The sequence below is a fragment of the Bacillus sp. D48C genome, from assembly GCF_053345735.1.
In genome coordinates this window covers 498082-521772 of record NZ_JBKFAQ010000001.1, presented here as the reverse complement: position 1 = coordinate 521772, position 23691 = coordinate 498082, and the positions used below count along the sequence as shown (strand labels likewise).

The following is a 23691-nucleotide window of genomic DNA, read 5'->3' as shown; positions in this document are numbered from 1 at the left end:
ACAGCAACTCTCCTTGGTTAGGAATGAAGAGAGTTGCTATTAATAAAAGTTCAATTGGTTTCGCTCTCTACATCATTACGCATCAGCGATAAAAATAGCGCATGCTAATCTTTTTATCGAGGAAGCTTAATTTGTTTATTTTCTCTTGATTCTTTGTATAAAACGATTGTGCTTCCAATTACTTGAACGATTTCAGCACGTGCACCTTTTGCAAGTTCTTCCGCAACCTCACGGCGATCAAATTCACAGTTTTGTAATACACTTACTTTAAATAACTCACGAGCTTCTAAAGTATCTGCGATTTGTTTAATCATATTTTCATTTACTCCGCCTTTTCCTACTTGAAAAATTGGTGTTAAATGATGTGCTTGTGCACGTAAAAATCTTTTTTGTTTTCCTGTTAACATATATGTTAGCCTCCAAGCTTTTCTATAACTAATTGTTTCATTCTCCCGATATTCGGTACACTTCCTGTCCACATTTCAAATGCAAGTGCTCCTTGATACACAAACATATCAATACCATTTTGAATGATTGCACCTTGCTCTTTTGCCTCACATAAAATTTTCGTTTCAAATGGATTATAAATTATATCTGATACAATCGTTCCTTTTTTTAACGAACAAATTTGTAATGGCGTATGTTCGACGTGTGGATGCATACCTATTGTTGTCGTCTGAATGATAATATCATAATTCCCTTGTTCTTCTGTCGCTTTTTCTAACGACAAAGCAACAGAATTAACATCGGCCGTACGTGCAGCAATAAGTTCTTTCGCCTTATCTACTGTACGATTGGCTACATCAATCTCTTTTACACCTACATCAGCAAGAGAAAAATAAATAGCTCGGCTAGCACCACCTGCACCAAGTAACAAAATACGTTTCCCTTGAAGTGGTTCATGACTAATTGACTGCAACGCTCGAACAAAACCAATCCCATCTGTGTTGTAGCCAATTAACCTTCCATTCTTATGAACCACTGTATTTACTGCACCGATTTTCCTTGCCAATGGGTCAATCTCATCCAAATACTCCATAATAGCAACCTTGTGCGGAGTTGTTACATTAAATCCTGAAATACCTAATGCTTTTAAACCTCTTACTGCTTCCCCTAGCACTTCCTCTTCAACAAGAAACGCATGATAATGGGCATCCATATTCAAGTGTTCAAATGCATTGTTATGCATAACGGGTGATAATGAATGTCCAATTGGATTTCCGATTACACCATATAATTGTTTCATAAATCCCTCTCCATATTAAATTAAAGATTTACGTAGTGAAACACTTACTCCTTTTGGTACGTGTGCAACAATTTTTGCTCCTGGTTCGTTCACAGTAACCCATCCTAATCCAGAGAATACAACATCCGTTTTAGGTTCACGAATATTAAATTCGTATTTCACTAGCTCAGGCATATTTGTTAATTCTTCTGGCGTTGGTGGGCTTAGTAAATCCCCAGCATGATTTTTATATAATTCATCTGCTTTCTCAAGCTTTGTACGATGAATTGTTAAGCGATTCGAGAAGTGACAAGTAAACGCACGACGACCACCACTTACATAATCAAAACGTGCCAATCCACTAAAGAATAACGTTTGTTCTTCGTTTAATTGGAATACCATCGGCTTAATTTCTTTTGTTGGTGTAATAAGCTTTAAGCTTTGCTTTCCAACATAATGAGCCATTTGGTGGTGGTTAATAATACCTGGCGTATCATATAAAGAAGATTCTTCGTCTAATGGAATATCAATTAAATCAAGTGTTGTTCCTGGGAAATGAGATGTTGTAATTACATTTTCAGTCTCATCACTAAATTCTTTAATCATACGATTAATAAATGTCGATTTCCCTACATTCGTACATCCAACAACGTAAACATCTTTGCCGCCGCGATAATACTCAATAGCATCTGCTAGTTCAGCAATTCCTTGTCCCTTCGCTGCACTAATTAAAAAGACATCTTCTGGTTTTAATCCTAGTTGCTTTGCACTATAGCGCATCCAATGCTTTACTTTATCATGTTTTACTGACTTTGGAATTAAATCAGCTTTATTTCCAACAAGTAATACTTTATTATTTCCTACGAAACGATGTAAACCAGGTAACCAGCTACCATTAAAATCAAAAATATCTACAATTTTGACTACTAATGCATCTGATTTTCCAATTCCATTTAAAATGCGTAGGAAATCATCATCTGTTAACGATACATCTTGAATTTCATTGTAATGCTTCAAGCGAAAACAACGTTGACAAATAACTTGTTCTTTCTCTAAAGATGAGGTAGGAGCATACCCCACTTCGTTTTTATTTTCTGTTTGAATTTCTACACCGCAACCAATACATTTAATTGTTTCAGTCAAACTTTATTCCTCCCAGTTAATTAAACCTTTTTTCTTCATATTTTTCATAATTCTGCGTTCAATTTTTCGATTAAAGCGCGTCACTAATCCGTCCGTTTGTGCTACCGGTACAACTAAAATTGTATGAAGCCCTACTCGGTTTCCACCAAGCACGTCAGTCAGTAACTGATCTCCAATTACCACAACTTCCTCTGCCTGTAAACGCATCTCTTGTATCGCACGCTTAAACGCTCGAACAAATGGTTTACGTGCACTATGAATAAATGGAATGCCTAATGGGTCAGCAAAATCTTTTACACGTTGCTCATTATTATTTGAAACAACCGTTACTTGGATGCCGTGCTCTTTCATTTTCAAGAACCATTTTTCAAGTTGCGGGGTTGCATTTGGACGATCCCATTCAATTAAAGTGTTATCTAAATCAGTAATAACACCTTTAATCCCACGTTTTTTTAAATCTTCTGGTTGAACATGATATACATTTTTCACATATTCATTTGGTAAAAATAGTTTCAATTTCTTTCACCTCTTTGAGGATTTTTCATAAAATTTTTCGACAACATTTTTCGATATATAACCTGTGGATAAAATTGTACACATTTTCCACATTAATTTTTCAGTTAATTTGGAATTTACTAACAAACTATACACACTTTATCCACCTAGGTATGTGGATAACCACCCGTTTGTGACTGTCATATTTTTTTGGTACATTAAATGCATCAACGAATCAATCCTTATATTATTAGGAGGTGACTCACCTTGAAAACAAAACATATGGAACAGTTATCCACTGAGTTACTCACTGAGTCTTATTATAAAGCAAAAGAACTAAAATTAAATCCCGACTTCATTTTACTTATAAAACAAGAAATCATTAGACGCTCATTAGAGGACAAGCTTGTCAAATCTTCTTGATTACATATAAAGTGAAAGGTTTAATTAGCCCGTACCAATCAAACAGTTACAGGATAAATTATTGGATGCCCTGTAAAAAGAGCCATCCTACGATGGCTCTCGAATAAACAAGTACTCCCATCTAGGGGATTTCATCATTAAGTATCTTTGCCCATAACTCTTACTTACGGTTATAAAAGCTTTTCTTTATTTATGAGCTAATCGAGTAGCTATTTTTTCACCAAGACGAAGCTCTTGTCCACTCTTTAATTCCTGCACTACTTCTATCATATCTTTTTCAAACAATAACACAACTGTTGAACCAAATGTAAAGTATGCCATTTCTTCACCTTTTTGAACAGTATCTCTCTCATGCAAAAGCTCGATACTATTAACAAACATGGCACCTACTTTTACAAGAGCCATATGCTCACCATCACTGCTTATTTCTGTAACAGAACGATAATTTTTTGACAGCGGTTCTTTCCCGTATTCCATACCAGCTGCATTTACCGGATATGATTTTCTACCGAGTACAAACCTTTCAGTCACAGAACCAGAAAGCGGACTATGAATGCGATGATAGTGACTTGGACTCAAATAAATTACCATATATGTACCGCCTGCATATCGCGTTGCACGTTCTTCATTACCTAGCATATCCACAATTGAATAGCGCTTTCCTTTAATATCAAATGTTTTTGTATCCTCAATAGGACCATGATCTGCAAAAACACCATCAACAGGACTAACGATACTCGATGCATCTGTATCAATACTACGCTTTCCTTCTTTTAGCTTACGCGTAAATAATTCATGCAATGTTCTATATTCCTTCAAGCCCTTTTCCATCTCATCTTGATTAATTTGAAAAACTTTCGCATACGATGGAATAATGATAGAGCTCAAACGAGATTGTGCAAATTTACGTAATATATAAGAAGTAAAGCGACCATTTGTAAGTTCTATCATAAGTCGATATAATGTACGTCGCAAATTGCGAAACCCCCTAATCAGTCTATAACTTTAGTTTTCCCTTCTTTTCTTTCTATATCATATGTAAAATTGGTTCTTATTCCCACATATCATATAAAGCAGCCTTATTATACATACAGAAAACTAAGTATGGTATTATTCTTAAATTATTTAGCACCTTCTAATATTACAGATAGAATCCGTCATTTTCAACAGTGAACATGTATTTCTTCTTAGCATAACGCGTTTTCTTTTCTTATTTACAATAAGAAAAGCAGCCCCTTTTAAAATATGGCTGCTTCTAATACACTTTACTCTTTCGCTTTTTTCTCTTTCTCTGCCCTTACAAACTCGTGGAACATCTTCATTAAAGCACGCTTTTCAATCCTTGATACGTAGCTTCTAGAAATACCAAGCGCCTTAGCGATTTCCCGCTGTGTTTTCTCCTTATCTAGCCCAAGTCCAAAACGTTTCACAATCACTTCTTTTTCTCTTTCGTCTAAAATATCGATATACTCTTTAATTTTTTCTAACTCCATACTAAGCTGAATCATATCAATTACATCTTCAGACTCTGATTTTAATATATCAATAAGCGATATTTCATTGCCCTCTTTATCTTGCCCAATCGGATCATGAAGTGAAACATCTTTTTTCGTTTTCTTTAGTACACGTAAATGCATCAAAATTTCATTTTCAATACAGCGTGCTGCATACGTCGCAAGCTTTGTTCCCTTTCCTGCAGAATAGCTCTCGATCGCTTTAATGAGCCCGATCGTACCAATTGAAATTAAATCTTCTGCATCTTCTCCTGTGTTCTCAAATTTTTTAACGATATGAGCTACAAGCCGTAAATTATGTTCAATCAAAAGATTTCTCGCTTGAGCATCACCTTGCTCCATTAACTCTAAGTACTTTCTCTCATCATCTGATGATAACGGCTGCGGGAACGCATTATTCTTTACATAAGAAACAAAGACAAACACTTCTCGAACCATATATCCAATTGCGGCGAATAGACTCAAACCTTTCACCTCCGCCAAAATAGTGGTCTTTATTATGTGTATGTAGGCGTGAGGTTGTTTGTGTCTGTACAGTTTATTTATAAAACTCAACACTTCTAACATTTAAAATATTTTATCGTTATATTATAATTAAAAGAAATTGTTATTTATATATGAATATGCTATTAAAGGGGACACTATTCATGATTACATTAGATCGATTATTAAATGTAACAATTTATTTAGGGGGATTTTTACTTTTCATTTCGTTCATTACTTTTGTTATTAAAAGAGGGCCTGATTTATTATTTTTTCAATTTGGAATTTCTTTATTTTTTGGAGCTCAAATTATAACTGGAATGAAATTTTTTCATAACTATGGTTTTTCCTTTCACTCAAAACTAGAACTACTTATCTTTATTCTCTATGTAATTGGAATTATTACATGTATACTATTTTTCTTTCACTTTCAAAATCCGTATCGAATTTTTTTATTAATTTGTAGTTGTTTATTTTTGACTGGATCCAATTATTACTTTAAAGAAACATTAAAGTTTAATAAAAAATTTCCAAAGCAACATAAAACCTTTTTAAATACACAAGAAGAAGACTCTTTTCCAAAAGAAGTTCGTAAATTTTCAGAAGACTACAATACTATAATAAAAAATGAGTTTTATGAAATACCCATGATTCCTACTGAATTACATATTACAAGCAAAACAGATTCTTCCCGTAGTACATCTTTCTTAGTTGAACTTTATAATAGCGAGAATGAAATTACCGATGACTCTGTACAATTAACTCAATCAGACCGTTTTTATGTAGTGTTAAATACACCAAAAACAAAAATAGCAAGGATAGTATATGAAGGGCAGAATTTTTTCACATTTACAGTCACACTAAAGGCTCTTAATTTACAGCAAGAACCGGAAATTCATAATATGTTTTTAGAAATAGATAAACGTAGAGCAATGAATCTTCTTAATTTTGAAATTAAAGCCCATACTAAAGAATGGAAAGTAACATTTAAAAATGATAGTTCTCATTCCGATCTTCCTATCACATTTACTTTTGAAAAACGAACAGGCAAATTATAAAAATAAAAAGAGTTATTTTTATATTCTTTGAAAAATAACTCTTTTTATTTTACTTACTCCAAATCTTTCTCCCAGTTTGAGCATCAATATAACGAATTTCCCGACTACAATAAAAAGGTTCTTTATGTTTTTCATCTGTCGTTTGTTTGTACAGTAGTTTGTATTTCGTTTCCTCTGCATCATGATCTACAAATCATTCTAATTTAACTCGGATAGCCTCTCTGTATATTTCTAACGCTTTTTCTTTTGTTACTTTTGGTGTTGTTTCATATGTAAGTAATTCTTTTATAAAGTTGCCACACTCTCCAGAGTAGTGCATCACAGCACCATTTTCTGCATTGATGTTGATCATAATATATTTCCGCTCTACATGAATGTCATTTACATAGATTGAAAAGGAAAACCTCTCTATCCCCTCTTCCTCCTCATAATTATCCCAAAGTTGAACATACTTTGTCGCATCTCGGATAATATGCTCTAAAAATTGAAGTGCCTTGCTTAAACATTGCTCTCTTGATAAGATTGTTTTCCTTTTTTTCTCATCCTTCCACATAAAAAAAGAAAGCAATTGATTTGTTTCTTTATCTAGAGTAATTACTACGAATTCATCATGTTTCAACATTGGAAAATGTTTTTTATAAAACTCATCCATTGAATATGAATCCTTCTCTTCTATTTCTTTTTGTAATTCTTCTTTTAATACAAATTTTATCCGGACTTCATCCTCATCTACTTTTTCATCTATTTTGACAAACTTCCCCTTGTCCCAATCAAATAAATCAAACACATCTTTTTTTTGATTACTCTTTAGCGGTTTATCAACAAGTACTGTAGAAGGTAATTTATAGTGTTCTGGCCCATATAAATCTTTACCTGTACTTGCATCAATAAACGCATGACTAGGCTCTGGTTCATATACAAGATGGTACCCTTTTACTTCTTCCCCGTTTTCATACTCACATGAAGAGTATGTTAAATCTACAAATACAAGTCTCATATCTTGTCTAGCTTTCAAATTTTCTAAAACGATATTCTCCCCAACAATTTCACTTGGCCATAACGGCTTTTTCTCTATGGCTTTTTGTCCATTGTAATGAAAATGCACAACATTACCTGAAGGGTGCACTTGCACAACACACCCAGTATTCGGCAATGGATAGCTATTCACTTCTTGCATATAATTTACTTCTTTCCAACCGCGCCTGTCGTCCTTAACCGTTACATATGTATAGAATTCATATCCTTCTTTTGTATATTTTTTTAAGAATGTATTTGCAACCTCTCTTGCTTTATTCTCCTCTATCGCTCCCTTATCACTCGAAAAAGAATTTCCATCATCTATCCTAAATTCAATTAAATTACCATTATGTCTATTTAATGTAATTTGTATCTGTTTCTCCTCATCATCTTTATGTCCCCACCATAATAGATGATACGGGTCATCAACCCCTTCTTGATCATCTACAACAAGCCTATATTCATCTGGAATTTCAATAATATGAGCTACGTGCTCTTTTCTTTCTTTATCTTTTTGATTCACCATACCCTCTCCTTCGTTACAATTTAAGGTAATTATAACAAAGAAAACCAAAACTTATTAACAAAAAAAGACTAGAGATATCTCTAGTCTTCTACTTCGTCTCACGATGTAACGTTACTCGCTTTAATCGTGGACAATATTTTTTTAATTCGATACGTTCTGGATTGTTTCGTTTATTTTTTTTAGAAATATAATTACGATCACCGCACTCCGTACAAGCTAATGTAATATTTACACGCATAGGTAATTCTCCTTTCTTTCAAAGATTGCAAACTAAAACGTAATGATTACGATTTATATATTATAAAACTTCATTCTATTTGTCAATTGCAAAAACAAGAAGATTCTATTTAGAATCCCCTTGTTTTTATAGTTAAATAAATTTTATTAAAACGATTCGTATGTAACAAACTCACTAATTGGCTTTCGATATCCTCTTGGACGAACTTTAGTCGTATCACTTTTCCCTATCGTAATCATTAAAACAGGTATTACATGCTCTGGCATATTTAATTCACTTTGTACTGCTTTTTCATCGAAACCAATCATTGGACATGTATCATAGCCATAATATTTAGCTGCGTACATAAAAGTCATCGCACTTAACGAAGCATTTCTAATCGCTTCATCCTCCATGAAACGCTCTCCTTTTCCTTCATATAAACCTTTCGTTTGCCTAATGGTATCTTCATATTCGCATTCATCAATCATTTTTAAAACTTTCATACCGAAGTAAATATTTTCAACATTTTGGTATGCTCTTTTATCACCACAAACGAGCACTACCGCTGATGCACTCGATACTTTATATTGACCGAACGCTAATTCTTTTAATCTTTCTTTTCGCTCTTGATCACGAATTACAACATAATGTGTGTGCTGCAAATTATAGCAAGATGGAGAAAGCTTAGTTAACTCAAATATTTTTTTAAAATCCTCATCAGGGATTTCTATACCTTGTATAAATTTCATTGCAGAACGTCTAGCAATTGCTAATTCTTCAAAGTTCACCATATATCCTCCTTAATAACTATAAATTTAAATATACATTAATTTATACAAATGGATAAATCAAATGAAAACACTTTAAATCCGAATAATAATTATGATTAACAGCAAAAAAGACAAAAAGCTGAAACAATTAGTTCATACGAAATTCACACGAATCTATTACTATAGAAATTGTACATAGTGAACTTATTAACAATCACGTTTATTTATATAGAATCTTACTCGAAAGGAGTTGAAAGTATGAAAACTAAATATCGCTTTATGATCTCATCATTTGCTGCTTGTGCTTATATGATTTGGTATTTAGTATAATAACAACCTCACTTGTAAATAGGAAAAGGTGTGTATATAAATGGAATATAATCAATCAACAGTTAACTACTGGAAAGCTTTTGTATTACCATATACATTTGCTTTAGAAGAGTTAAAAACTAAATTTGAAATTATGAACCGGGAAGCTCAATTCCTAGAGGATTACAACCCGTTTGAACATATAAAAACAAGACTAAAACAACCTGAAAGTATTATTAAAAAGCTAGAACGCAAAAGCTTATTACCAACAGTTGAAAACGCTCAAACACATTTACAAGATATTATTGGTATTCGTATTACATGTTGCTTCGTAGAAGATATTTATCATTTGAAAGAAGTCATTCAAAAACGCGAAGATATGGAAGTCATTGAAGTAAAAGATTATATCGCTAACCCAAAACGAAACGGATATAAAAGTTTACACATGATTATTAAATATCCTTTATCACTAAATTCTGGTACAAAAGATGTATTTGCAGAAATTCAGTTACGTACACTGGCAATGGACTTTTGGGCAAGTTTAGAACACAAACTTTATTATAAATATGAAGGGAAAATACCGGAGTATTTAAAAGATGAACTACATGATGCAGCAATGAAAGCTGAAGATCTTGATAATAAAATGGCCACAATTCGTCAAGATATTGATGATATTGAGGCATGCTCAAATCAAATTATGCTACCACTATAAAAAAAGGTTCTCGCCAATGAGAACCTTTTTTCTACCAGTTTGGGAAGTACGACCCCCACACTTATGAAAGTTTCACGTTATTTTTTCTCTATTGTTCGAACCTCTTCAATCTTCCATTTATCATCTTCTTTTCCAAGAGCATACTGTACTTTCTTTTGAAGAGTGATACTGTCATCTACTTCCTTTTCTTTCGTTTCAACAATAACATACCCTACTTTACTAGCTTTCATATCTATATGTTCCAATTCAATTTTCTTATTTCCCTTTTGAAATGCGGCTTCTTTTTGTGTTTTTAAGTCTTCAGCACTAGGCATCTTCTTTGAAAATAACTCCATATGTTCTGCAAGATTTTTTTCATTCGTCGTTCGCACAAATGTATTCATAACATCTTGAATAGATCTCTCTTCTTCTTTTGTTATTTGTACCTTTTCCTCAGTTTTTTTAATAATAGATTTTTGTTCTACGTTATTCTCTTCTTGTTGACATCCAACTAGTAATACTACAAATACTAGAAGGAATCTTAATTCCCTAAATAATTTTTTCATATTCCCAACTCCTAAAAAGAAAAGTGAGGCAGTTCGCCTCACTTTCGCTCTTAATTATCGTCTTCCTTTATTCGGATCGCCGCCGCCAACAATATCAAAGACACGTTTCGCTATATTTGTATTCTCTTGAACGCCAGAGAATAAGTATTTACCTGGACCAAATGCATACACGTTTACATCTTCCCCTGTATGCCCGCCTGTTGTCCAGCCTGTAACCGAGCGTTTATTGAAAATATCTTCAATTGCATTATCAATCTTTGTTACATCTTTTGACGGAGCTATATCATTTACAGCTTGAATTTCTTCTGGAGTTAATTGTAAATCAATATATTTTTTTAATGTTTCTTCTACATTTGCACCTTTTGCAATCTCATTTGCCATAAAGTCTGGTGTGCGTTTTGCAGCTTTAATTGGATCTACTTTAAAGTTATACTCGCCATTGGCACCTAAAGATAATCCACCTGTAGCGTGGTCTGCCGTTGCAACAACTAACGTATTTTTATCTTTTTTCGCAAACTCAATCGCTGCTTTGAAAGCTTTTTCGAAGTCTTCCATTTCACTCATTGCACCAACGATATCATTATCATGTCCAGCCCAGTCGATTTGACTTCCTTCCACCATTAAGAAGAAACCATTTTTATTTTTGTTCAAACGCTCAATTGCTGCATTAGTCATTTCTTCTAATGAAGGTGTTTTATCATTACGGTCAATCATTTTATCTAATCCACCTGGTGCAAATAAACCAAGAATTTGATCATTTTTATCATTTAACAATTGATCTCGATCCGTTACATAGCTATAACCAGATTTCTTAAACTCTTCTGTAAGATTACGATCTTTTCTAACAAAGTTCTTTACGCCGCCGCCAAGCATAACATCTACTTTATGCTTCCCTTTAATTTTCTCATCAAAATAATCATTTGCAATTGCGTCCATATTTTTACGGCTAATGTCATGCGCACCGAAAGCAGCTGGTGTTGCATGTGTAATTTCAGAAGTTGCAACAAGTCCCGTTGATTTCCCTTTTTCTTTCGCTTGCTCAAGAACCGTTTTCACTTCCGCTTTATCATTATCAACTGCAATTGCAGCATTATATGTTTTAATCCCTGCTGACATAGCTGTTGCTGCTGATGCAGAGTCTGTAATATTTTCATGTTCATCTTCTGGGTATGTTTTTTGTGTTCCTACAAGATGCTTATCAAATTCTGTAGATTCCATTTCAAAAGTTTTTGGATTATCTTTCATATACCGGTGAGCCGTCATATATGAAGGGCCCATACCATCCCCAATTAATACGATAACATTTTTAATCTTTGCATTGCTTCCGTTCTCATCTGCATTAACCTCACTAGAACGAGTAAAATTCCATGTTGCTACCGAAGTAACTGCTAATGATGCCACAACTGCAAATGGCCATGCTTTTTTCACAAACTTTTTCACTGTCTTGTCCCCCTAATTAGGTTATTCATTTCCCACTATCAAATTTAATGGAAGACTATTAAGAGAAAATTAGCTGTATGTAAATTTTTTGTTAACTTATGTAAATATCAGTTATAATTTGTATAACTTTGTCTTTTCGTATCAACTATCCTGCCCTTTACAATTTAAATATAAACAAGTTGGATTTCATTTAACGTAAATCTCTTTTTTTACATTTTGACTCTATGTTTATGAAAATAAATAGAAATGCGGTGAGCCTTTATGAAAATAGTAAAGCTAAATGAATCTTTTATTTTTGAATTACTTAATCTTTGCAAATCTGTTGGATGGTTACACGATGAAATTTTTATGAAAAAACAATTCGAAATGTATCTTTCTATCGGCACACTTGTAGGTTACATTCATGAAAACAAACTCATTGCGACTGGAGGAGTATTTCCCTTTACAAGTAACTTCACTTCCATTGGTATGTTAATCGTTCACCCTAATTTTCAAGGACGCGGAATCGGGCGCATGTTGCTAAATCATTGCTTGGAACAAATTCATCCAAAACAACCCATTGCACTTATTGCGACAAAAGCTGGCGAACCTCTATACACATCATGCGGATTTCAAACATCAACAACGATTCATCGTTTTGAAAAGCAAACTATTAAGACGTACCCTTCTCACTTACAACAAGTACAAGAAGAAGACCTTATATCTCTTACTTCTCTCGATCAAATTGCAACTGGTATGAATCGTTCTCTACTTTACTCTTTGCTATTACCAAGGGCCGTACACTCTTTTAAAATTGAAAGAAATAACTGTATAGAAGCTTTTTCATTATGCATACGAAAGGGCAATATATTATGTATCAATCCACTTATCGCCAAGCAAGAAGAAGATTCTATTCAATTATTAAAAAAGATATGTGAATGTTGGAATGGTATAGTACGAATTGATGTCCCACACTCACAATTTACATTTCGTCAATTTCTTCAAACAGAAAATTTCCAAGAAACGCTCCTTTCACCTCTTATGATAAAAAATGGTAGCCAACTTCCTGGAAATCGTAATATGCTATTTGCTATGATAGATACAGCGTTATGTTAGAAAGGAGACACCTAATTGAAGCGATTTAGCTATTTTATGGTAGGTTGTCTTACTCTTACACTATTAGTAGGATGTAGTGCAGCAGAAAAGCCAGTAGAACAAGTAAAGCAAGTTAAAAATACAATTACAGCGAAACTAGCTACCGAGGAAAAAATGGTAGAAATAGATGGTCAAACCATTTACTTTAAAAAGATTGGTAATGAAAAACCACCTTTACTTATGATTCATGGCTTTGGAGGGTCATCAGATGGTTTTCAAAAGATCTACTCCGATTTAGCAAAAGATCATACAATTATTTCTGTAGATGCTTTGGGATTCGGGCGCTCATCTAAGCCAATGGATTTTTATTATTCTTTTCCAACTCATGCAAATTTGTATTATAAATTAATGAAAAAACTAGGATATGATTCATTCGCAATACTGGGGCATTCCATGGGGGGAGAAATTTCTCTAAATTTAACATATTTATATCCTGAAGCAGTTACTCACCTTATTTTAACTGATGCTACAGGTGGCCCTCATACATTCGTTAATAAACAAGGCTCACCAAAACCACAATTGTCGACTGATTTAAATGCCGTTTTTTCTATTACAGATTATGTTGAGAGCAAAGTGAAATTCAAACGTAATGATGAAGAACATTATAACAAAATGAAACTATGGCCTAGACGTCTTAAAATTAATGCGAATGAAATGAAACAGCCAACTTTAATTATATGGGGCAGAAATGATAGTAGCGTTTCTTGGAAAGAAGGAGAAACGTATCATCAATTCTTAAAAAATAGCACTTTACATATTATTGAAAAAGGTTATCATGCACCATTTCGCCAAGAACCACAAGAATTTGTCGGGTATGTACAAGACTTCTTTAAGAACAATCCGATCAAAATTGAAAAATAACATAAACGGGTATCTCATTGTGAGATACCCATTTTCATATATTAAGCAGCTTGCTTTTGGCGTTTTTGAGTTTTTGATCCTAATACTTTCGGGATAACGAAGCCATCCATTCCAAATTTCCCAGCGTTCATACCGGCAACAAGAACAAACATAGATAAGATAACCATCTCAGGATTCACACCAATTGACCCACTAAACATATAGGAAAAGTTCATTACAAGACCAAAAAAGACCGCTGTTTTTGTTAAACAGCCTACAATTAAACCAATTCCGACTAAAATTTCTCCCCATGTTACAAGCGTATTAAACAAATCTACATTTGGAATTGCAAACTCTTGTAAGAATGATGCCCACCAAGATTGAACAGCCGGTTGTGCGCCTTTAGATTTTTCAATTGCGCCTTGCAAATAACCTGTTGCATCGAATCCTTTTCCTTGTAGTTTACCGATTCCAGCCATTAACCATGTGTAACCAAGATATACTCGAATTACTGCTAATGCAAAAGAAACTGCTTTGTTTTCTCTTAAAAATTGAATAACCATATCTTCCTCCTAAAGTTGTAATTAAGTTAGTTACATTTAATATAATAACATTAGTTACTTATTTTTCAAACGTTAATTATGAATAATTCATGACATATGTATGAAACATTAAAAACTAACGTTTATATAGTAACTTTTATTACCTGTAAAAACTTGAACATATCATACCACAGGTGATAATCATTTTCATTGAAAAAAATGTAAAAAAATTGTGAGTTAAATGTGAAACACGTTTATTCGAATATAGAATAAACGTGTTTCACACTAATTATAGAATCGAAATGTATGTGTCTCCTCATCAATTAAACTCGATTCTTGAAACGCTTCTTCTAACGTTTTCCCATGGTTAATAACCCCATAAAATAAGCGTATAGTAAACATAAGTGCTGCATTTCCATCTACATAATTAATCGATCCAATATATGATTTCGCACCACTATGTAAAAAAGATTTTGGTACCCTAACGTGCACCCGCTATTTACAATATGTGTATTATGCAATTTTGCATATTTATAAATTTCTGCTGCACCAAAATACCCTCTCGGTTCATCTTGTTCATATACTTCTTCGCCTAACTCTTCCATGACAAACTTCCCTTCTTCACCATGAAAGCAAAAAATAATATAATTAATATTGTTAAATAAGTTCTTTACAGAAAGAACTTCCACAAAATCTTTCGGTCTACCAATCCAATATGTCACAACCCTTGCACCAAAATATTCAAGAGATGCTCGGATTAATTGCGCCTCTAAATCCGAATTAAAACCAATTACTAATGCAATATTCAACATACAACCCCATCCTATAATCAGCCCTTATCAATCAGACTTTTATGGGATAAATCCATTTCATATATACCTGTTTCTTTCAAAAAATCTGATCTAGTTAAAACGACTTTCTGTAAATATTGTCTATATGCTGTAATTGTTCCATCGTGAGATACAATGCAAATTCTTTCAGCACCCAGTCCATAACACCAAAGAAGAAATTCATCTACTATTTGCTGAAAACTATTCTCTGAAATAGTGTTTATACCTTCCTTCCATAACTGATTATTTGAGCTTTTCTCTATCGAAAAATGCGGAAATAACTTTGTTATCATTCCCTGATCTACTATATAATCGCACGGTAATGTTTTCGCTCCTTCTCGATAAGGAAAAATACGTGGAGATACATATGGATGGACTATTTTTTGACAAGCTACTTTCGCACTCCATATTGTCGCCGTTTGTAAAGTTCTAAGTGTAGGACTAACAATTAATATATCCGCTTCTTGTAATGATACATCACGTTGAAGTAACTTAGCTTGAGCCTTTCCTACTCTCGTCAATGGTGGGTCAAACACTTGTAAACTTTCTGGTAAATCCGTTGTATGTTCACCTTCACCATGCCGAACAAAAACAAGTTTCATATTCAGCCTCCTCTTACTATAAAATCCTCACACATATTTCTTCCCTATTGCATTCTTTATTCCTGCTGTATGAAAACCAATATGTAAAACACTTTTTACACTGAAAGGAGAATTACATATATGAAATGGATAATTGTCTTTATTGGAATGATTGTATGGGGATATATAAACGGCTTCTTTAGTAGTGATAAAACTGCTAATCCTTGGATTGCAGATGATGAACGTGAAACAAAAATTAAACAAAAAGCAATTACGGCAAGCTGGTCCGGTGTTTTTATGTTTTGTACCATTAGCCTCTTAAATAAATGGTTAGGTTTAAGCACAAACGATAAATCACCGTACTTACCAGACCCTATCGCAGCTTTTTTAAAAGAAAATGTAGAGATACAAGTTTTACTCATGCTATTTGTTATGTATGGAATATTTTACTTACATTATCGAAGAAAATTAAGTGCCTAATTTCTAACTCATGATTATCCTCCTAAATGGTTATAGTAATCATGACAAAATGAAAGGAGAGATATAAACATGAGTAACTCGAATGAATTTTTAGATACACTACATGAAAAACAAGCAAAAGATGAACAAAATAGAAAGCGACAAGGGAACGGAAACCCAGCGAAAAAAAAGCCAAATAAAACACATAAATAACAATAAAAAACTGCCTAAAATGATTTTTTAGGCAGTTTTTTTATTGTTATTTCACCGAGATAACATTTCCCCAATTCCATTTCTCATAATACCACGCTGGTACATCTATATTTTCAATCCACTTCTTTTCCTGTTTCCCATCTTTATGAGCAAGCCATACATCCGCTTTCTTACGGTCTGAACGTATCCAAATTAATTGATTACTCTTCTTCATGAAGATCGGGTGGTAATCCCCTTGCTTGTTCGTTTTCTTTGTGATTTGATGCTGTGCATTACTTGTACTATCGACCTCATATAAAGATGGTAGTGGCCTTTTTTCTGGTGGAGTTTCTATTCCTGCCTCTTTTGCTCGTGAAACGATAATTACTCTATCGTTCTTCCATACAAAATCCCAATCAACATATCCTTTCGGCGTAAATATGTTCTGCTGAAGTGCTGGCAATTCCTTTACTTTTAAATGTTTATTTTCTAATGCCACTCTTCCGCTCCCTTCAATATAAGCTAATATATTTTTTGATGGTGACCATTGAAACCATTGTTCGTTTAATAACATTTGATCTACTTTTTCAAACCGACTTCCATCTGCTCGAACTAAGCAAAGCGTATTACTATCAGCTGACCATGAAGCTGTCGGTACTGCTAAAAATGAAATCCACTTTTGATCTGGTGACCACTTAAAGCCACTTGCTACTAGCGCTAGAAAATCATCATGTTCATTTGGCAATGCATACAAATGCTTCATTTTGTGAGGATTCATATGTGCATCTTTTTGCACTTCATATAGCTGAGCCCCTGTCCATCCTGTTGGAAGTAAGTTCGCTTCAGAGGATACAAGAAAGTTCTTTCCATCGGGGTACCATGCATAATCCCCTACACCAGCCGATACATTTTCAAAATCTGCATTCTTTTTTTCTACATCAAATGTATTTAATGTACCTGTAAATATAAATGCAATTATATTTTCTGTTGGTGACCATTGATAATTCGATGCTTCTGAGTGAAACGGCGTAACTTTTTTTCCATCTTTCAGCCGATATAACTCAAGAATACTTTGTTTCTTCCCTTTTACATATGCTAGCCACTCCCCGTCATATGACCACTTCGGCCCTGTTATGTACTCTCCTTTTGTAATCTGTATTTCTTTCCCATCAACTTTAATCCAAAGGTTATGATGACGAATAAAAGCAACTTTCACACTATTATTTTCTGCACTAGTAATAGTGATAGAACATAAAAACATAAACAACACTACACTACCACTTACCATTAGCCTTTTCATACCATCACTCCATTTCCCTCATAGCATTCCTCACTTTCTCCCTACAATATGTGAAAAATATCGATTCGACATAATCAGAAAAAATTTCCCAAGAAATTTTCAATCCATAGAGGATTGGTATGAATTATGTCGAAAGTATAGTTTAGCCAACATTTATATTTATAATTTCCAAATTAAATGTAAGATTTTATTTCTGAATATTAGCACTTTTATTAAGGGGAGTATCAATGAAAAAAACTACATCTACACTATTAAGCATGGCGCTTGTCTTTTCTAGTTTTGGAGCTTTAAGCGCTCATGCTGAATCACTACAAAAGGAGAAGCAATTTAGTCCACAATTAAAAACAACGATTGAACAGTGGGGAGAACATAAAATCGCTCAAAATGTTGAAACGAAAACAACAAAAGAAATATCAGTAATTGTAGAATTACAACATGCACCTCTCGCTGCTCAAACTAATATTCAGCATGCTCCAGATTTACAAAATAGTAATGCGCAGTCTTATCATGCTGAGCTAAAAAAAGCACAAGAAGATACGACTAAGAAAATAAAAGAAAAAGCACCTGGTGCAAAAATTAAAGAAGTGTATAATACGTTATTTTCTGGATTCTCTATTTCAGTTCCTGGAGATCAAATTACCTCTCTTGCCTCTTTACATGAAGTAAAAGCAGTCTATCCGAACTTAACATATAAATTGCATGAAACATCAAAAATTGCTACTAACGAAGAAGCACCAAATATCGGTGGACTGACAATTGGTGCACCTGAAGCGTGGAATTTAAAAGATCCATCTGGCAAACCGCTTGATGGAAAAGGCATGAAAGTAGCCATTATCGATTCTGGCGTAGACTATACACACCCTGACTTAAAGGCAAATTATATCGGTGGATATGACACGGTTGATGAAGATAACGATCCAATGGATGGTAACGTACATGGTACTCATGTAGCTGGAATTATTGCAGGTAATGGAAAAATTAAAGGCGTTGCTCCAAACGTTTCTATTCTAGCCTATCGTGTAATGAATGACGGTGGAACTGGTACAACAGATGATATTATCCAAGGAATTGAGCGAGCAATTCAAGATGGTGCGGATGTGTTAAACCTCTCCCTTGGGCAGGATTTAAATGTACCTGATCAGCCTGTAACATTAACGTTAGAACGAGCAGCGAAACTTGGTGTTACTGCTGTCGTTTCAAATGGAAATGACGGACCAAAACCTTGGTCTGTTGATGCTCCCGGTAACGCAAGTAGTGTCATTTCTGTTGGAGCATCTACGGTTTCTATCCCGTTTCCAACATTCCAAGTAACTGGTTCCAGCAAAACATATCAAGGGTTACCATTATCAAAATCCGATTTTCCAATAGGCAATGATTCTCCTCTTGTATATGTTGGTTATGGCAATCCAAGTGATTATGCAAAACAAGATGTGAAAGGGAAATTCGCACTTATTTTACAAGGTACTTCTAGTACATTAGTAAAAGCAGAACAAGCGAAGCAAGCTGGTGCACTTGGTGTGTTATTAATCTCTAGCGAAAAAGAAATTAATATGATGCCGGAATATTTTTCACGTGAACATCTAGCTGTCCCAGTAATGCAATTATCAAATACAAATGGGGAAGAATTAAAAACTTTAATTACAAAACGAAAGAAAAATATAAAAATTGGACAACCAAAGCACACAGAACTTATCGGTAACTTTAGTTCAAGAGGACCATCACAAGGAAGTTGGCTAATAAAGCCTGATGTTGTTGCACCTGGAGTACAAATTACTAGTACAGTACCGCGAGGCGGATATGAATCGCATAACGGAACAAGTATGGCTGCTCCGCAAGTAGCTGGAGCGGTTGCCCTCTTGCGTCAAATGCATCCTGATTGGACGACAGAACAATTGAAAGCGGCACTTGCTAACAATGCAAAAACATTACATGATGTCAATGAAAATACATACCCTGTTATGGCACAAGGATCTGGTTTAATTAACATTCCGAAAGCAGCTCAAACAAATATATTAGTAAAACCTAACAATGTCAGTTTTGGTCTTATTAAGCCCAATAGCGGAAAAGTAAAACTAACACAAAATGTTACATTACAAAACCTTTCTAGTAAAAAGAAAAGTTTTTCAACTCGGGTGGAATTATTAGATGCAAACACAAAAACAAAAGTAAAAACTTCTGTCCCTTCATCGATTAGCATACAACCGAATAGTAGTACCGAAAAACCATTTACTATCACTGTAGATAGCTCACTACCACAAGGTGTGTATACTGGAAATGTATATGTAAAAGAACACGGGGCGAAAGAAGAAATTCGAATTCCATTCACATTTAGTATAGATCCTAAAGATTATAAACGTATTGATGGACTTGAAATTATTAATTCTACTTTTAGCCCAAATAGCGACCACGTACTAGATGATAATCTCATCAACTACTATTTAGTTGCACCTGTGGATGATGTCACATTGCATGCAAATTTAGTTACGAAAGAACGTGTAACTTATCAAGGGATTATCCATCAAGCTAAAAATGCAACTCCTGGGTATAAACCTTTCAAATGGAATGGTACAAAAGCAGATGGCACTCCTTTAGCTGACGGGCTATATCAAATTGAAGCAGTTGCTTCAAATTCTGGCGGAGAAACAAAGCAAACAGCTGCTGTATTTCTTGATCGAACTGCACCTAAGTTAACATACGAAGTTGACCAAGAAAATCTCGTAATTAGAGGAAAAGTTGATGATATTCTACTAGATTGGATGTCAGAATCTGGTTGGATAGCACCTGGTATTCCAGTGAGAATGCAATATGAAATTAACGGAAATGGTGTATGGGACCAGGCATTCCTGAACCCTTGGGAGAAAAGCTATGACATTTATTTCGACCGTACTCAATTACAAGAAGGAAAAAATACTATTCACATTGTAGCAACTGATGCAGCTGGCAATACCTCTAATTTAACTGTTAATTTAGAAGTGAAATAAAGTGAAACTTTAATCAGTAGAGATTTCGTTCATCCCCACTGATTATTACCCTTCACCAATCGGGAGTTACGGGCAGTTAATCTCCCATCTCACTTCTTTGCTCCAACCGAATTTTGAGGTAGGAATTTTACTGCTCATTAACACGGGATAAAAAATTTTTGTTGACAATTTTTTTAATATAGTTTTATAATACAAAACATAGTTTAGTTAAACGAATTATATATCGGCTTTGAAGGAATGCTAGTAGCGACTTATATCACTGTCCCAGAGAACTGATGGTTGGTGCGAATCAGTACATATACAAGCGTGAATTACAATTCTGGAGCTTCTTTCCCGTAATGCTTTTTATGCATGAAGAGAAAGACGGATCTTTCCGTTATCGTAAAGTGAGTGGTAAACAATTAGTTGTTTACAAATAGGGTGGTACCGCGATTTTTATCGTCCCTATCGGATTTTCCGATAGGGACTTTTTTGCATCCATCCTCTTACACAATTTCATATATACGCGTTGAAAGAATCGCAGTAGTACCTTATATCCCTGTTACAGAGAGCTAATGGTCGGTGGAAATTAGCACATATATAAGTATGAATTACAATTCTGGAGCTTCTTTTTCGTAGTGCTTTTATGCATGAAGGAAAAGACGGAATTTTTCCGTTATCATTAATTGAGATGTAAGTATATTTTCACTTACAAATAGGGTGGTACCGCGATTCTTTCGCCCCTATCGGATTTTCCGATAGGGGCTTTTTCTATTTATCACAGAAACATATGTTAAATAATTCCGAATCTTATGATAAAATTTTATAAGCGCTTACAAATAATGAAAGGGGGTGATACAAGCTATTCGAAATCGATATTCAATTTTATTGAAAAAAAGGAGGATGTCTAAATGACAAAGAAAACAGAAATTCCATCGCATTTAAAACCATTTGTATCCACACAACATTATGATCAATACACACCGGTGAATCACGCTGTGTGGCGTTATATTATGAGACAAAATCATAGCTTCTTAAAAGACGTTGCTCATCCAGCCTATGTGAACGGACTACAATCATCTGGTATTAATATAGATGCAATTCCAAAAGTAGAAGAAATGAATGAGTGTTTGGCACCAAGCGGCTGGGGCGCTGTAACAATTGACGGACTTATTCCTGGCGTAGCATTCTTCGATTTTCAAGGACACGGATTACTACCGATTGCAACAGATATCCGGAAAGTAGAAAATATCGAGTACACACCAGCTCCAGATATCGTACACGAAGCCGCAGGACACGCACCGATTTTACTTGATTCTACATATGCAAAATATGTGAAACGTTTTGGGCAAATTGGTGCAAAAGCTTTCTCTACAAAAGAAGAACATGATGCATTTGAAGCTGTTCGTACATTAACGATAGTAAAAGAAAGCCCTACTTCTACTCCTGATGAAGTTAAGGCTGCTGAAAATGCTGTAATTGAAAAACAAAACTTAGTTTCTGGTTTATCGGAAGCTGAACAAATTTCACGTCTTTTCTGGTGGACAGTAGAATATGGATTGATCGGAAATATAGATGATCCAAAGATATATGGTGCTGGTCTCCTTTCTTCTGTTGGCGAAAGCAAACATTGCTTAACAGACGCTGTAGAAAAGGTTCCATTTTCTATCGAAGCATGTACAGGGACAACTTATGACGTAACAAAAATGCAACCACAACTATTTGTTTGTGAATCCTTTGAAGAATTAACAGATGCGCTTGAAACATTTTCTAAAACAATGGCCTTTAAAACAGGTGGAAAAGAAGGTTTAGAAAAAGCAATTCGCTCTGAGAACTATGCAACAGCTGAGCTAAATAGTGGATTACAAATTACAGGTACATTTAGCGAGACAATTGAAAACGATGCAGGTGAATTAATTTACATGCGAACAAATTCGCCAACGGCATTAGCGCTTCATAATAAACAGTTAGCAAATCATTCTACTTCTGTACACAGTGACGGATTTGGAACACCGATTGGATTACTCACTGAAAATATTGCATTAGAAAATTGTACAGACGAACAACTACAATCATTAGGAATTACAATTGGAACTATCGCTGAGTTTACTTTTGCAAGTGGTATTCATGTAAAAGGAACAGTAACAGATATTGTAAAAAACGATAAGAAAATTGCTCTTATTTCCTTTATCGATTGCACAGTTACTTATAACGCCCGCGTTTTATTTGATGCTTCATGGGGCGCATTTGATATGGCTGTTGGCTCACAAATCACTTCAGTATTCCCAGGTGCCGCAGATGCCGCAGCATTTTTCCCAATGGATGAAGAAGTTCACGAAATTCCTGCTCCACTTGTACTGAATGAACTTGAACGTATGTATCAAACAGTGCGAGATATTCGAAGTGAGGGGATTTTACACGACGCGCATATCGATCAATTAGTAGCAATTCAAGAAGTATTAAATAAATTTTATGCGAAAGAATGGTTGCTGCGCCTTGAAGTATTAGAGTTACTTTTAGAGCATAACAAAGGGCATGAAACATCGGCAGCATTACTACATCAACTTTCTACTTTCACAACTGACGAAGCTGTAACACGCCTTATTAACAATGGTCTTGCGTTACTTCCAGTAAAGGATGTGAAAAATGATGCTAAGATTAACTGAAGAAGAAGTTCACGAAGAATTATTGAAGGTAGATAAATGGATGGTAAAAGATGAGAAATGGATTGAACGAAAATATATGTTTTCCGACTACTTAAAAGGAGTCGAATTTGTCTCTGAAGCCGCCAAACTATCAGAAGAACATAATCACCATCCATTTATCCTTATCCAGTATAAAGCAGTTATTATTACTTTGTCATCTTGGAATGCAAAAGGTTTAACGAAACTAGATTTTGAGCTTGCAAAACAATTTGATGAACTATTTTTACAAAACGAAAAAGCAATTATAAGAAAATAAAAGGAGAAGCCT

General features: G+C 34.4%; 23 protein-coding genes, 2 pseudogenes and 2 other annotated features. Of the genes and pseudogenes, 10 read left to right on the top strand and 15 right to left on the bottom strand.

The window, feature by feature from the left end; all coding sequences use genetic code 11:
- Positions 1–113: 113 nt before the first annotated feature.
- Genes yhbY through ACLBXA_RS02770 form a run of 4 tightly spaced genes read right to left on the bottom strand, consistent with a single transcriptional unit; the run spans position 114 to position 2884 of the window.
- Positions 114–407 carry a ribosome assembly RNA-binding protein YhbY gene (gene yhbY, locus ACLBXA_RS02785; RefSeq protein ID WP_000955224.1) on the bottom strand — a complete coding sequence of 98 codons (294 nt, stop codon included), beginning with the start codon at positions 405–407 and terminating at the stop codon, positions 114–116.
- A gap of 5 nt (positions 408–412) precedes the next feature.
- Positions 413–1246: a shikimate dehydrogenase gene (gene aroE / locus ACLBXA_RS02780; RefSeq protein WP_000812105.1), complete on the bottom strand. Its 834-nt coding sequence runs from the start codon at positions 1244–1246 to the stop codon at positions 413–415.
- A 15-nt stretch (positions 1247–1261) separates the two neighbouring features.
- Positions 1262–2368: a ribosome biogenesis GTPase YqeH gene (gene yqeH / locus ACLBXA_RS02775; RefSeq protein ID WP_153598979.1), complete on the bottom strand. Its 1107-nt coding sequence runs from the start codon at positions 2366–2368 to the stop codon at positions 1262–1264.
- 3 nt (positions 2369–2371) lie between these two features.
- Entirely contained in the window at positions 2372–2884 is a 513-nt protein-coding gene (locus ACLBXA_RS02770) for a YqeG family HAD IIIA-type phosphatase (RefSeq protein WP_000765316.1), read from the bottom strand.
- A gap of 246 nt (positions 2885–3130) precedes the next feature.
- Here ACLBXA_RS02770 and sda point away from each other — a divergent pair, with 246 nt between their 5' ends.
- On the top strand, positions 3131–3286 hold the full coding sequence (gene sda, locus ACLBXA_RS02765; RefSeq protein WP_000850094.1) for a sporulation histidine kinase inhibitor Sda: 156 nt from the start codon (positions 3131–3133) through the stop codon (positions 3284–3286).
- A gap of 186 nt (positions 3287–3472) precedes the next feature.
- On the opposite strand, the gene ACLBXA_RS02760 is transcribed toward sda, so the two are convergent.
- Positions 3473–4261 (bottom strand): phosphatidylserine decarboxylase, encoded by a 789-nt coding sequence (locus tag ACLBXA_RS02760; protein WP_001254999.1) that lies wholly within the window; start codon positions 4259–4261, stop codon positions 3473–3475.
- Positions 4262–4551: 290 nt separating this feature from the next.
- On the bottom strand, positions 4552–5265 hold the full coding sequence (sigK, locus tag ACLBXA_RS02755; RefSeq protein ID WP_000051382.1) for an RNA polymerase sporulation sigma factor SigK: 714 nt from the start codon (positions 5263–5265) through the stop codon (positions 4552–4554).
- 182 nt (positions 5266–5447) lie between these two features.
- Here sigK and ACLBXA_RS02750 point away from each other — a divergent pair, with 182 nt between their 5' ends.
- On the top strand, positions 5448–6341 hold the full coding sequence (locus ACLBXA_RS02750) for a hypothetical protein (RefSeq protein ID WP_000631115.1): 894 nt from the start codon (positions 5448–5450) through the stop codon (positions 6339–6341).
- Between the two features lie 49 nt (positions 6342–6390).
- Here the strand turns inward: ACLBXA_RS02750 and ACLBXA_RS02745 are convergent.
- The 3 genes and pseudogenes from ACLBXA_RS02745 to ACLBXA_RS02735 form a co-directional block, all read right to left on the bottom strand.
- A pseudogene (locus ACLBXA_RS02745) lies at positions 6391–7884 on the bottom strand (YcdB/YcdC domain-containing protein).
- Positions 7885–7972: 88 nt separating this feature from the next.
- Positions 7973–8122: a 50S ribosomal protein L33 gene (gene rpmG / locus ACLBXA_RS02740; RefSeq protein WP_001265617.1), complete on the bottom strand. Its 150-nt coding sequence runs from the start codon at positions 8120–8122 to the stop codon at positions 7973–7975.
- 146 nt (positions 8123–8268) lie between these two features.
- Positions 8269–8895 (bottom strand): nitroreductase family protein, encoded by a 627-nt coding sequence (locus ACLBXA_RS02735; RefSeq protein WP_000245980.1) that lies wholly within the window; start codon positions 8893–8895, stop codon positions 8269–8271.
- A 349-nt stretch (positions 8896–9244) separates the two neighbouring features.
- Between ACLBXA_RS02735 and ACLBXA_RS02730 the strand changes: the two genes are divergently transcribed.
- Positions 9245–9895, top strand: coding sequence for a GTP pyrophosphokinase (locus ACLBXA_RS02730; protein WP_000456230.1), 651 nt, complete (start codon positions 9245–9247; stop codon positions 9893–9895).
- A gap of 77 nt (positions 9896–9972) precedes the next feature.
- Here the strand turns inward: ACLBXA_RS02730 and ACLBXA_RS02725 are convergent, their stop codons facing one another.
- Together ACLBXA_RS02725 and ACLBXA_RS02720 are read right to left on the bottom strand one after the other, a co-directional pair.
- Positions 9973–10440 (bottom strand): hypothetical protein, encoded by a 468-nt coding sequence (locus ACLBXA_RS02725; RefSeq protein ID WP_000732777.1) that lies wholly within the window; start codon positions 10438–10440, stop codon positions 9973–9975.
- A 54-nt stretch (positions 10441–10494) separates the two neighbouring features.
- Positions 10495–11880 (bottom strand): alkaline phosphatase, encoded by a 1386-nt coding sequence (locus ACLBXA_RS02720; protein ID WP_000714908.1) that lies wholly within the window; start codon positions 11878–11880, stop codon positions 10495–10497.
- 261 nt (positions 11881–12141) lie between these two features.
- On the opposite strand from ACLBXA_RS02720, the gene ACLBXA_RS02715 reads away from it, so the two are divergent.
- Entirely contained in the window at positions 12142–12975 is an 834-nt protein-coding gene (locus ACLBXA_RS02715; RefSeq protein WP_447617098.1) for a GNAT family N-acetyltransferase, read from the top strand.
- 15 nt (positions 12976–12990) lie between these two features.
- Complete coding sequence (locus tag ACLBXA_RS02710) at positions 12991–13875, top strand: alpha/beta fold hydrolase (protein WP_242297879.1); 885 nt, start codon at positions 12991–12993, stop codon at positions 13873–13875.
- Positions 13876–13916: 41 nt separating this feature from the next.
- On the opposite strand, the gene ACLBXA_RS02705 is transcribed toward ACLBXA_RS02710, so the two are convergent.
- From ACLBXA_RS02705 to ACLBXA_RS02695, 3 genes and pseudogenes are all read right to left on the bottom strand, one after another.
- Positions 13917–14417 carry a DoxX family protein gene (locus ACLBXA_RS02705; protein ID WP_000236591.1) on the bottom strand — a complete coding sequence of 167 codons (501 nt, stop codon included), beginning with the start codon at positions 14415–14417 and terminating at the stop codon, positions 13917–13919.
- A 264-nt stretch (positions 14418–14681) separates the two neighbouring features.
- A pseudogene (locus tag ACLBXA_RS02700) lies at positions 14682–15208 on the bottom strand (delta-aminolevulinic acid dehydratase).
- A gap of 17 nt (positions 15209–15225) precedes the next feature.
- Positions 15226–15828 (bottom strand): histidine phosphatase family protein, encoded by a 603-nt coding sequence (locus ACLBXA_RS02695; RefSeq protein ID WP_242297877.1) that lies wholly within the window; start codon positions 15826–15828, stop codon positions 15226–15228.
- Between the two features lie 120 nt (positions 15829–15948).
- On the opposite strand from ACLBXA_RS02695, the gene ACLBXA_RS02690 reads away from it, so the two are divergent.
- Together ACLBXA_RS02690 and ACLBXA_RS02685 are read left to right on the top strand one after the other, a co-directional pair.
- Positions 15949–16287, top strand: coding sequence for a hypothetical protein (locus ACLBXA_RS02690; protein ID WP_000871144.1), 339 nt, complete (start codon positions 15949–15951; stop codon positions 16285–16287).
- Between the two features lie 69 nt (positions 16288–16356).
- A complete protein-coding gene (locus tag ACLBXA_RS02685) occupies positions 16357–16479 on the top strand; it encodes a DUF4023 domain-containing protein (RefSeq protein ID WP_000071866.1) in 123 nt (40 codons plus the stop codon).
- 46 nt (positions 16480–16525) lie between these two features.
- On the opposite strand, the gene ACLBXA_RS02680 is transcribed toward ACLBXA_RS02685, so the two are convergent.
- Complete coding sequence (locus ACLBXA_RS02680) at positions 16526–17758, bottom strand: eIF2A-related protein (protein WP_000826291.1); 1233 nt, start codon at positions 17756–17758, stop codon at positions 16526–16528.
- 227 nt (positions 17759–17985) lie between these two features.
- On the opposite strand from ACLBXA_RS02680, the gene ACLBXA_RS02675 reads away from it, so the two are divergent.
- The 3 genes from ACLBXA_RS02675 to ACLBXA_RS02665 all read left to right on the top strand — a co-directional run bounded on the left by ACLBXA_RS02675 (position 17986) and on the right by ACLBXA_RS02665 (position 23679).
- Positions 17986–20739, top strand: coding sequence for a S8 family peptidase (locus ACLBXA_RS02675; protein WP_447617097.1), 2754 nt, complete (start codon positions 17986–17988; stop codon positions 20737–20739).
- A gap of 220 nt (positions 20740–20959) precedes the next feature.
- Positions 20960–21188, top strand: a binding site (T-box leader).
- A 50-nt stretch (positions 21189–21238) separates the two neighbouring features.
- Positions 21239–21466: a binding site (T-box leader), on the top strand.
- Between the two features lie 163 nt (positions 21467–21629).
- The gene (locus tag ACLBXA_RS02670) at positions 21630–23384 is read left to right on the top strand and encodes an aromatic amino acid hydroxylase (protein WP_447617096.1); all 1755 of its coding nucleotides are present in this window, start codon (positions 21630–21632) and stop codon (positions 23382–23384) included.
- The gene (locus ACLBXA_RS02665; RefSeq protein ID WP_000979537.1) at positions 23365–23679 is read left to right on the top strand and encodes a 4a-hydroxytetrahydrobiopterin dehydratase; all 315 of its coding nucleotides are present in this window, start codon (positions 23365–23367) and stop codon (positions 23677–23679) included. Before ACLBXA_RS02670 ends, ACLBXA_RS02665 begins: the two co-directional genes overlap by 20 nt.
- The last annotated feature ends 12 nt before the right edge of the window (positions 23680–23691 follow it).

What these genes read in the sequence shown, in the direction of transcription:
- ACLBXA_RS02705 (WP_000236591.1), bottom strand. Translation starts at nt 14,417, where the DNA reads ATGGTTATTCAATTTTTAAGAGAAAACAAAGCAGTTTCTTTTGCATTA.
- ACLBXA_RS02730 (WP_000456230.1), top strand. Translation starts at nt 9,245, where the DNA reads ATGGAATATAATCAATCAACAGTTAACTACTGGAAAGCTTTTGTATTA.
- ACLBXA_RS02675 (WP_447617097.1), top strand. Translation starts at nt 17,986, where the DNA reads ATGAAAAAAACTACATCTACACTATTAAGCATGGCGCTTGTCTTTTCT.
- ACLBXA_RS02750 (WP_000631115.1), top strand. Translation starts at nt 5,448, where the DNA reads ATGATTACATTAGATCGATTATTAAATGTAACAATTTATTTAGGGGGA.
- ACLBXA_RS02670 (WP_447617096.1), top strand. Translation starts at nt 21,630, where the DNA reads ATGACAAAGAAAACAGAAATTCCATCGCATTTAAAACCATTTGTATCC.
- aroE (WP_000812105.1), bottom strand. Translation starts at nt 1,246, where the DNA reads ATGAAACAATTATATGGTGTAATCGGAAATCCAATTGGACATTCATTA.
- ACLBXA_RS02725 (WP_000732777.1), bottom strand. Translation starts at nt 10,440, where the DNA reads ATGAAAAAATTATTTAGGGAATTAAGATTCCTTCTAGTATTTGTAGTA.
- yhbY (WP_000955224.1), bottom strand. Translation starts at nt 407, where the DNA reads ATGTTAACAGGAAAACAAAAAAGATTTTTACGTGCACAAGCACATCAT.
- ACLBXA_RS02695 (WP_242297877.1), bottom strand. Translation starts at nt 15,828, where the DNA reads ATGAAACTTGTTTTTGTTCGGCATGGTGAAGGTGAACATACAACGGAT.
- ACLBXA_RS02715 (WP_447617098.1), top strand. Translation starts at nt 12,142, where the DNA reads ATGAAAATAGTAAAGCTAAATGAATCTTTTATTTTTGAATTACTTAAT.
- ACLBXA_RS02685 (WP_000071866.1), top strand. Translation starts at nt 16,357, where the DNA reads ATGAGTAACTCGAATGAATTTTTAGATACACTACATGAAAAACAAGCA.
- rpmG (WP_001265617.1), bottom strand. Translation starts at nt 8,122, where the DNA reads ATGCGTGTAAATATTACATTAGCTTGTACGGAGTGCGGTGATCGTAAT.
- ACLBXA_RS02665 (WP_000979537.1), top strand. Translation starts at nt 23,365, where the DNA reads ATGATGCTAAGATTAACTGAAGAAGAAGTTCACGAAGAATTATTGAAG.
- ACLBXA_RS02690 (WP_000871144.1), top strand. Translation starts at nt 15,949, where the DNA reads ATGAAATGGATAATTGTCTTTATTGGAATGATTGTATGGGGATATATA.
- ACLBXA_RS02735 (WP_000245980.1), bottom strand. Translation starts at nt 8,895, where the DNA reads ATGGTGAACTTTGAAGAATTAGCAATTGCTAGACGTTCTGCAATGAAA.
- ACLBXA_RS02680 (WP_000826291.1), bottom strand. Translation starts at nt 17,758, where the DNA reads ATGAAAAGGCTAATGGTAAGTGGTAGTGTAGTGTTGTTTATGTTTTTA.